Here is an 8,149-nt window from a genome sequence, read left to right as displayed (position 1 = left end):
TGGTGGGACCCCGGTGGTCGTTGCGGCCGACGTCCGCGGGCGCGCCGGCACCGCGCCGACGGCGGCCCGGCGTCTCACGATGTCGGTGACCGCCGCCCCACGGGCCGGCCGGACCTTCCCCGCAGGGGGAGCACCGACGGCGCCGGGCCGCCGGCGCCGCTCACATGTGCCGGCCGCCGCTGACCTGGATCACGGCGCCGGTGAGGAACGCGGACCGGTCCGACAGGAGGTACGACACGGTGTCGGCCACGTCCTCCACCTCGCCGAAGCGCCCGAGCGGGGTGTCGGCGAGGCGTGCCTCGAGGATCTCCGGCTTGAGCTTCTCGATCATGGGCGTGCGGACCAGGCCGGGCTGGACGGCGTTGACCCGGATGCCGAGATGGCCGAGCTCCTTGGCGGCCGCCTTGGTCAGCCCGATCAGACCCGCCTTGGCGGCGCTGTAGTTGGTCTGCCCGGGGTTGCCGGTCTTGGCGCTGGTGGAGGAGATGTTGACGATCGTCCCGCGGCCCTGCTCGCGCATGACCGCGGCCGCGGCCCGGGTGCCGAGCCAGCCGCCGACCAGGTGGACGTCGATCACCGCCCGGAAGTCCTCGAGCGTCATCCGGCGCATGGTCATGTCCCGGGTGAACCCGGCGTTGTTGACCCAGTGGTCCAGGGAGCCACCGTGCTCGACGGCCGCCGCGGCCGCCGCCGCGACGTCCTCCTCGGAGGTGACGTCGCACCGGATGCCGACGGCCTTGCCCGGTCCCTCGAGGGTGAGGGCCCGCGCGGCCTCGTCCGCACCGGCGACGTCGGCGACGACGACCGTGGCTCCCCCGTTGACGAGCGACCGGGCGATGGCGTACCCGATCCCGTTCGCGGCGCCGGTGACCACGCCGACGCGTCCCGTGAATTCTTCCATGGGGGGAGGCTACCCAATATAATTGGCCAAGCGGTAATATTGGCCCGGGATCCCCGAGGAGGGGGTCTCAGCTTGACAGGGTTGTTGCCCCAAGCTAACTTTTCAGTCGGTCAATTAGCCAACTGGTGCTCGCCGAGGAGCAGACATGACAGCGGAACGGGCCTTGATCGTGTCGTCGGACGGCCACGCCACGGCGCGAATGCCCGAGTACGGGCAGTACATCCCCGAGCGTAGCCGGGAGGAGTTCGAGGCCTTCGTCGTGCAGTACGCGAAGTTCGGCTCGAAGAACTTCGAGGCTCGCGCGCTCGCCGCCCGGCTGGACCCCGAGGCCGTCGACGACTGGCAGGCGCGGTTCATCGACACCGGCCGCCTCGACGGCAACTCGGACCCGGCCAAGCGCCTCGAGGAGATGGCCGCCGAGGGCGTCTCCGCCGAGGTGCTCATCCCCGACTTCGGGACGCCGTTCGAGATGCTGAGCCCGACGGCGTCCGGCGCCATGGGCCAGGACGCCGACACCCGGACCCCGCAGCAGATCGCGGACAGCTGCTTCGCCTTCAACCGCTGGCTCGCGGACTTCGTCTCGTACGCCCCGGAGCGGTTCGCGGGCATGGCGAAGATCGACTTCGACGACGTCGAGTTCGCGCTCAAGGAGATCGCCTGGGCGCACGAGGCCGGCCTGCGCGGGATCATGGTCCCGCACATGCGGGACGACTTCCCCGTGTACCACCCGGACTTCGACCCGATCTGGGCGCTCGTCTCGGACCTCGGGATGGTCGTCGACTGCCACAGCGGCATGAGCTCGATCACCCGCCGCCGGCCGGCGATCCCGCGCTCGGCGCCGCACCCGTCGGTGGTGGCCCCGATCCTGACCCGCGAGTTCATGTTCGCGGCGCAGCAGCTGCTCGTCCACTTCATCTGGGGCGGCGTGCTCGAGCGCCACCCCCGGCTGAAGGTCGTCTTCACCGAGATGGGCAGCGCGTGGGCCGCGCCGGCCCTGGCGGGGATGGACTACAGCTTCGAGGGCAGCTACACCCGTCACGACACCCGGGAGGTGCTCACGATGAAGCCGTCGGAGTACTTCACCCGCCAGGTCTGGCTCGGGTCGTCCATCTTCTCCCGCGCCGAGGTCGCCGCGCGCAACGAGCTGGTCGGTCCGGCGAAGATGATGCTCGGGATGGACTTCCCCCACCACGAGGGCACCCTGGCGACGGGGCCCGGCACCCTGGGCTACCTCCGGGCCACGGTCGGCGCCGCCGGCGTGCCGGCGGACGAGGCCCGGCTGATGCTCGGCGAGTCCGCGCTCGACGTCTTCGGTCTCGACCGCGCGGCGCTGTCCGCCGTGGCCGCGGAGGTCGGGCCGGAGCTCGACCTCGTCCTCACCGCCCCCGAGGTCGACGAGTACCCGCGCGGCGACGTGAAGAAGCCGCTCGTCTACGTGTAGTCGCCCAGCCGATCAGCGACGTCCGTCGTCCGCCCCGCCCCGGGTGGACGGCGGGCGGCGCCGATGACGCATGTCGTCGTCCGGCCCGCCCGGGCGCCGACCGACATCCGGGAGGCACCATGGCCATCACGGGAATCGACCACGTCTCGTCGAGTCTGCGGGTGACCGCGCACATGGACGCGACGATGTCCTTCTACCGCGCCCTCGGCTTCGCCGTCCTCCACGAGGACGAGTACCGCAGCGGCACCCTCGACAAGTGCGCGATCACCGTCGGCGAGCACAAGTTCAACATGCGCGGCGCCGAGGGTCACGGCGTCCGCCCGCACGTCGGCTGGGTCTGGGAGGGCGGCATCGACGCCCTCGTCGAGCAGCTGGGGGAGTCGGGCGTCCCGATCCACCGCGGCCCGCTGCCGGTCACGGGCGGACGGGACGGGGGCACGCGGCGCTGCATCGCCGTCGTCGTGACCGATCCCGACGGGGCACCGGTGACGCTGGTGTCGTACGAGCCCGAGGACCTGGCTCGCTACGACGGCGTCACCCACGAGGAGGCGTACCGCGAACGGGCCCGGTCGTCGACCGGCCCGGTCGCCGTGAACGAGAGGGAGCACGCATGAAGTTCTGGGTCGGGTTGCCGCCGCTGCCGGCGGACGAGGGACTGAAGTTCGCGATCCGGGCCGAGCAGGTCGGGTTCGACGGGATCGCGGCCGCGGACCACGCGACGAACCCGCAGGTGATCGACACCCCGTACCCCTACGCGGCGGGGCAGGGCGGGAAGCGCTTCGGGAAGGGCAAGATCCTCAACGCCCCCTTCGTGATGATCGGGGCGATGGCCGCGGCCACCACGACGCTGCGGTTCACGACGGTGGTCCTCGTGGTGCCCCTGCGCCACCCGATCCTGCTCGCCAAGGAGATCGCGACCGCGGCGCGCATCGCCGGGGGCCGCATGGACCTCGGCGTGGGGATCGGCTGGATGCGCGAGGAGTTCGAGGCGCTCGGGATCGACCCGAAGACGCGGGCCCGCCGGATGGAGGAGATGCTCGACATCATGCAGGGCCTCTGGCGGGGCGAGTTCGTGGGATCCGACACCGACCTGTTCGACTTCGCGCCGAACCAGGTCCTCCCCGCCCTCGACGCGCCGCTGCCGATCCTGATGGGCGGCCACCAGGAGGCCCCGCTGCGGCGCACGGCGAAGATGGCCGACGGCTGGGTGAGCGCGCCGTGCGACTACGAGGAGATCACCCGCATCGTCAAGCTCCTCGGCGAGTACCGCCGGGAGGCCGGCCGCGACCACCTGCCGTTCGAGGTGCGGATGATCCTCTCGGGACGCCCGGACCGGGCCGAGCTGGACCGGCTCGAGGAGGCCGGTGTCACCTCCGTGGTGGTCACGCCGTGGATCTACACGGACCAGACCGAGTCGTACACCGGCCTGATGGACGGACTGTCGAGGTTCGGCGACACCATCCAGGAGTGGAAGGCCTGACCGGCTGCCGGTCCCGGTCCCGCGCGGAAGGACGACGCTCCGGGTGAAGTCCTTCGTCATGGTGCAGACCGGCGACCGGCGGCTCGAGGCGGACGAGCTCGAGATCCCCCGCATCCCGGCGGACGGCGGGCTGCTCCGCGTCGAGTCCTGCGGGCTCTGCGGTACCGACGTGGAGCAGTTCCGCGGCTCCTACAGCGAGAACGGCCTCCGCTATCCCGCGGTCCCGGGGCACGAGCCCGTCGGTGTGGTCGAGGAGCTCGGCGCGGAGGCCGCGCAACGCTGGAACCTGCGGGTGGGCGACCGGATCGCGGTCGTGCCGATGCTGTCCTGCGGCCGGTGCGCGCTGTGTCTCGGCGGCGCTCACCACCAGTGCAAGGAGCTCTGGCGCGGGGTCCCCGGCGCCGGCTCCGGCTACGGGTCCATCCCCGCGAACCACGGCCACGGGCTGTGGGGCGGATACAGCCAGTACCTCGTCCTGCACCCCCGCACGCTGTTCTGCCGGGTGCCCGCGGCGGTCGGCCCCCGGCTGGCGAACCTCTACCAGGCACTGGCCTCCGGGATGCACTGGGCGGTGAGCCTGCCGCGGACGGCCTACGGCGAGTCGGTGCTCGTCCTGGGCTCGGGCCAGCGGGGCCTGGCGTCGATCGTCGCGCTGCGGGCCGCCGGGGCCGGCCCGATCATCGTGACCGGGATCGGGCGCGACGCGTACAAGCTCGACCTCGCCCTGCGCCTCGGCGCCACCCACACGATCGTCGCGGACGAGCAGGACACGGTCGCGACCGTCCTGCGGCTCACCGACGGTCGCGGTGTCGACGTCGCCGTCGACACGGTCCCGGTCCGGGGCGACGTCGTGAACGACGCGATCGCCTGCCTGCGGCCGGGCGGGCGGCTCGTCCTGGCCGGGCTCAAGGGCCCGGGGGGCGCCGTCCCGATCGACACGGACCGCCTCATCGCGCGGTCGATCACGGTCCAGGGTGCCTTCGCGCAGCCCTTCGGCGCCTACGAGCAGGGGATGGACCTGCTCGCGGCGAGGATCGCCGACCTCGGCGTGCTGCACACCCACGACTACCCCCTCCGGGCGGCGGTCGAGGCCCTGTCCGTGCTGGCCGGCGAGCGCCCGGGGGAGGAGCCCGTGTCGGTCACGCTGAACCCCTGGACGGCCGGCGCCCCCGGTCGGGCTCCTGGCGTGCCGCGCGGCCTCCCTATATAATTGGCCAGACGGTAAGATTGGGGAGTGCCCGTGTCGGTCGCTGAGGATCTCGACCGGTGGCTCGCGGACCACTGGGACCCGGAGCTCGGGCTGCGCGAGTGGCGTGCCGTCCTCGTCGACTCGGGCTGGGCGCGCCCGGCATGGCCGGGCGAGTGGTGGGGGATGGGTCTCCCGCCGGCCGACGCCGCCGAGGCGCAGCGGGTTCTCGCCGAGGCCGAGGTGGTCGGGCCGCCGTCGACGGTCGCGGTGAACCTGGTGGCACCGACGATCCTGCAGCACGGCTCCGACCTGCTCCGCTCCACCTTCCTGCGGCCGGCGCTCGTCGGCGACCACGCCTGGACCCAGCTCTTCAGCGAGCCGGGCGCCGGATCGGACCTCGCCGGGGTCACCACCCGGGCCGAGCGCCGGGCCGAGCTCCCCGGCGACACGTGGATCGTGAACGGCCACAAGGTCTGGAACTCCGGGGCCCAGGACGCCGACCACGGCCTGCTGCTCGCCCGCACCGACTGGGACGTCCCCAAGCACCGCGGGCTCACCTGCCTCGTCGTGGACATGCGCGCGGCCGGTGTGCACGTGCGGCCGCTGCCGCAGATGAACGGGTACGCCACGTTCTCGGAGGTGGTCCTCACCGACGTCCGGGTGCCCGCGGAGCACGTCCTCGGCGAGGTCGGCGGGGGGTGGGCGGTCGTGAACGCGATGCTGGCGAACGAACGCAGCCTCGGCGCCGGGGCGGGCACCGTCCCCGTGCCGGGGAACGTCGCGGGGCGATGCCGGCGCGAGGCCGCGGAGGAGGCGGCCCGCGCCGCCCGCCACTTCAGCTGGTACCCGCAGCGGTACGGGCGGGCCGACCTCGTCGCCGCCGCCCGCTCCGCGGATCCGCTCGTCCGCCAGCAGATCGCCAGGGTCGTGACCCTGGCGCGGATCGCCGCGTGGAGCGCGGGGCGGGCCAGGGCGAACCTGCGGCTCGGCCGGGTCGCCGGTGCCGAGGGCTCGCTGGCCAAGCTGATGACCAGCGAGCTCGCCCGCGCCGCGGCCGTGGCGCACGCGCAGCTCGCGGGGCCGGACGTGCTGCTCGGCGACACCCTCACCGCCGAGATCTTGCTGTCCGTGCCCGCGGTGTCGATCGCCGGCGGGACGGACGAGATCCAGAAGAACATCGTGGCCGAGCGGGTCCTCGGGCTGCCCAAGGATCCGACGTCGGACGCGCACGTCCCCTTCCGGGACGTCCGGCGCAACGGCCCGGCCGAGCCGTCCGGGGCCGAGCTGTCCGGGGCCGAGCTGTCCGGGGCCGAGCCGTCGGGGGCCGGATCATGACGGACCCGACCGCGGCGGAGCCGGACTTCGCGTTCGACGACGAGCAGCTGGAGTTCGGCCGGGTCGTCCGGCAGTTCCTCGGGCGCCGGTCGGACCAGGCGGAGGTGCGGCGCCTGATGGCCACCGGCACCGGCCACGACCCGGACGTCTGGAAGGCCCTCGCGCTGCAGCTCGGCGTGACCGGGCTGGCCGTCCCGGAGACCTTCGGCGGCACCGGGCGGGGCCCGCTCGAGCTGGTCGTCGTGTTCGAGGAGTTCGGCCGCGCCCTGGCCTGCGCCCCCCTGCTCTCGACGGTCGGGATGGCGGCGTCGCTGCTCACCCGGCTGCCCGCCGATCCGGCGGCCCTCCGGTACCTGCCGGGGATCGTCGACGGCTCCGTGCTGGGCACGGTCGCCCTCGGCGCGGGGAGCGAGGTCGACGTGCCCGCGGCGCAGGCCGAGCGGAGCGGCTCGGGATGGCTGCTCACCGGCGAGGCGACCTTCGTGGTCGACGCCCACGTCGCCGACGTCGTCCTGCTCGGCGCGGCGACCGCCGCCGGGCCCACGCTCTTCCTCGCCGAACGCGGCGCCGCCGGTCTCGGGGCCACGGCGCTCGACACGCTCGACCCCACCCGCAGGCTGGGCCGGCTGCGGCTGCGGGAGACGCCCGCCGCACCGGTGGGGGAGGCGGGCGGTGCCCGGGCACACCTCGCCGCGGTGCGCGACCTCGCCGCCGTCTACCTCGCCGCGGAGCAGGCCGGCGGTGCGGCGTTCATGCTCGAGACCGTCGTCGAGTACGCGAAGCACCGGGTGCAGTTCGGCCGCGCGATCGGCAGCTTCCAGGCGGTGAAGCACCGCTGCGCGGAGATGCTGCTGCTGGTCGAGTCCGCGAGGTCGGCCGCCTACCACGCGGGCCGGGCGGCGGCGGACGGTTCCGCCGAGCTCCCCGCGCTCGCCGCCCTGGCCAAGGCGTACTGCTCCGACGCGTACGTCGAGGTCGCCCGGGCGTCGATCCAGCTCCTCGGGGGCCTCGGGTTCACCTGGGAGCACCCCGCCCATCTCCACCATCGCCGGGCCCTGAGCAGCAGCGCGCTGCTCGGGGACCCGAACCAGCACCGCGAGCGCCTCGTGCGTCTGCTCGACGGATCACACACGGAGGAACGATGATCGCCACGGGCGCGCGTACGCGCGAGCAGGTCCTGGACGCGCAGCGCGTCGCCGACATCGTCGACGGCCTGGGTGTCAGCCCCGACTTCCCGCTCCTGCACTGGGCCGTCGCGGCCCCGGTGCTCGAGCCGGGCACCTCGCTGCGGCTGCGCCTCGTGCACCGGGTGCGGCCCGGCGACGTGCTCGCGGTCAGCGAGACACCCGCCACCGAGAGGGCGGTGGCGCAGCAGGAGATCCGGGTCGGGGGCGTGCTCGCGGTCCGGACCACGACCCACGCGCTGACCGTCGCGCCGGGGGCGGTGCCGCACGATGCGAGCCCGCTGGACCCGGCGGCCGCGCACCGCATCGAGCGATCCCTGGCCGACGCCGAGGATCCCGCCCAGGTCGCGGCCCGGGTGGCCACCGCGCTCGGGCTGAGCCGGGTGGTGACCCGTTCCGCGCCGCCCGTCCTCGGGGTCTACGTCGACGTCCACGGCCGGATCGACGGCGTCGCCGGGCTGCGGTGCGCGACCTCGACCTCGGCGGAGGGCTCCGCCCAGGTCCACATCGCCACTGCCGACGGCGAGCCCGTGCTCGGTGCCCGGGTGTGGTTCGGGTGCGGGCCACGCTGGTGACCCCCGGGTCTGCGGGTGGCGACCACGAGGGCGCCCCCGCAGAC

General features: G+C 73.8%; 8 protein-coding genes. 7 read left to right on the top strand and 1 reads right to left on the bottom strand.

Features of this window, described 5'->3' with window-relative positions:
* Positions 1–160: 160 nt before the first annotated feature.
* Entirely contained in the window at positions 161–901 is a 741-nt protein-coding gene (gene fabG, locus ABD324_RS01080) for a 3-oxoacyl-ACP reductase FabG (protein ID WP_344411589.1), read from the bottom strand.
* Positions 902–1,046: 145 nt separating this feature from the next.
* Here fabG and ABD324_RS01075 point away from each other — a divergent pair, with 145 nt between their 5' ends.
* The 7 genes from ABD324_RS01075 to ABD324_RS01045 all read left to right on the top strand — a co-directional run bounded on the left by ABD324_RS01075 (position 1,047) and on the right by ABD324_RS01045 (position 8,105).
* Entirely contained in the window at positions 1,047–2,342 is a 1,296-nt protein-coding gene (locus ABD324_RS01075) for an amidohydrolase family protein (RefSeq protein ID WP_344411588.1), read from the top strand.
* 119 nt (positions 2,343–2,461) lie between these two features.
* The gene (locus ABD324_RS01070) at positions 2,462–2,956 is read left to right on the top strand and encodes a VOC family protein (RefSeq protein ID WP_344411587.1); all 495 of its coding nucleotides are present in this window, start codon (positions 2,462–2,464) and stop codon (positions 2,954–2,956) included.
* Positions 2,953–3,822 (top strand): TIGR03619 family F420-dependent LLM class oxidoreductase, encoded by an 870-nt coding sequence (locus ABD324_RS01065; protein WP_344411586.1) that lies wholly within the window; start codon positions 2,953–2,955, stop codon positions 3,820–3,822. Before ABD324_RS01070 ends, ABD324_RS01065 begins: the two co-directional genes overlap by 4 nt.
* Positions 3,823–3,865: 43 nt before the next feature.
* On the top strand, positions 3,866–5,032 hold the full coding sequence (locus ABD324_RS01060; protein WP_344411585.1) for a zinc-dependent alcohol dehydrogenase: 1,167 nt from the start codon (positions 3,866–3,868) through the stop codon (positions 5,030–5,032).
* A 30-nt stretch (positions 5,033–5,062) separates the two neighbouring features.
* Positions 5,063–6,346, top strand: coding sequence for an acyl-CoA dehydrogenase family protein (locus tag ABD324_RS01055; RefSeq protein ID WP_344411584.1), 1,284 nt, complete (start codon positions 5,063–5,065; stop codon positions 6,344–6,346).
* Positions 6,343–7,491, top strand: a complete 1,149-nt coding sequence (locus tag ABD324_RS01050; protein WP_344411583.1) for an acyl-CoA dehydrogenase family protein — start codon at positions 6,343–6,345, stop codon at positions 7,489–7,491. The genes ABD324_RS01055 and ABD324_RS01050 overlap by 4 nt, the downstream gene beginning before the upstream one ends.
* Entirely contained in the window at positions 7,488–8,105 is a 618-nt protein-coding gene (locus tag ABD324_RS01045; RefSeq protein ID WP_344411582.1) for a hypothetical protein, read from the top strand. The genes ABD324_RS01050 and ABD324_RS01045 overlap by 4 nt, the downstream gene beginning before the upstream one ends.
* Positions 8,106–8,149: the final 44 nt, after the last annotated feature.

Origin of the sequence: Pseudonocardia ailaonensis, from assembly GCF_039531635.1 — a bacterium.
Classification (GTDB): Bacteria; Actinomycetota; Actinomycetes; order Mycobacteriales; family Pseudonocardiaceae; genus Pseudonocardia; species Pseudonocardia ailaonensis.
This window is presented reverse-complemented; position numbering and strand designations above follow the sequence as displayed.

Bases quoted from the DNA above. Each gene is read 5' to 3' on its own strand.
- ABD324_RS01065 (WP_344411586.1), top strand. From the start codon at position 2,953: ATGAAGTTCTGGGTCGGGTTGCCGCCGCTGCCGGCGGACGAGGGACTG.
- fabG (WP_344411589.1), bottom strand. From the start codon at position 901: ATGGAAGAATTCACGGGACGCGTCGGCGTGGTCACCGGCGCCGCGAAC.
- ABD324_RS01075 (WP_344411588.1), top strand. From the start codon at position 1,047: ATGACAGCGGAACGGGCCTTGATCGTGTCGTCGGACGGCCACGCCACG.
- ABD324_RS01050 (WP_344411583.1), top strand. From the start codon at position 6,343: ATGACGGACCCGACCGCGGCGGAGCCGGACTTCGCGTTCGACGACGAG.
- ABD324_RS01045 (WP_344411582.1), top strand. From the start codon at position 7,488: ATGATCGCCACGGGCGCGCGTACGCGCGAGCAGGTCCTGGACGCGCAG.
- ABD324_RS01070 (WP_344411587.1), top strand. From the start codon at position 2,462: ATGGCCATCACGGGAATCGACCACGTCTCGTCGAGTCTGCGGGTGACC.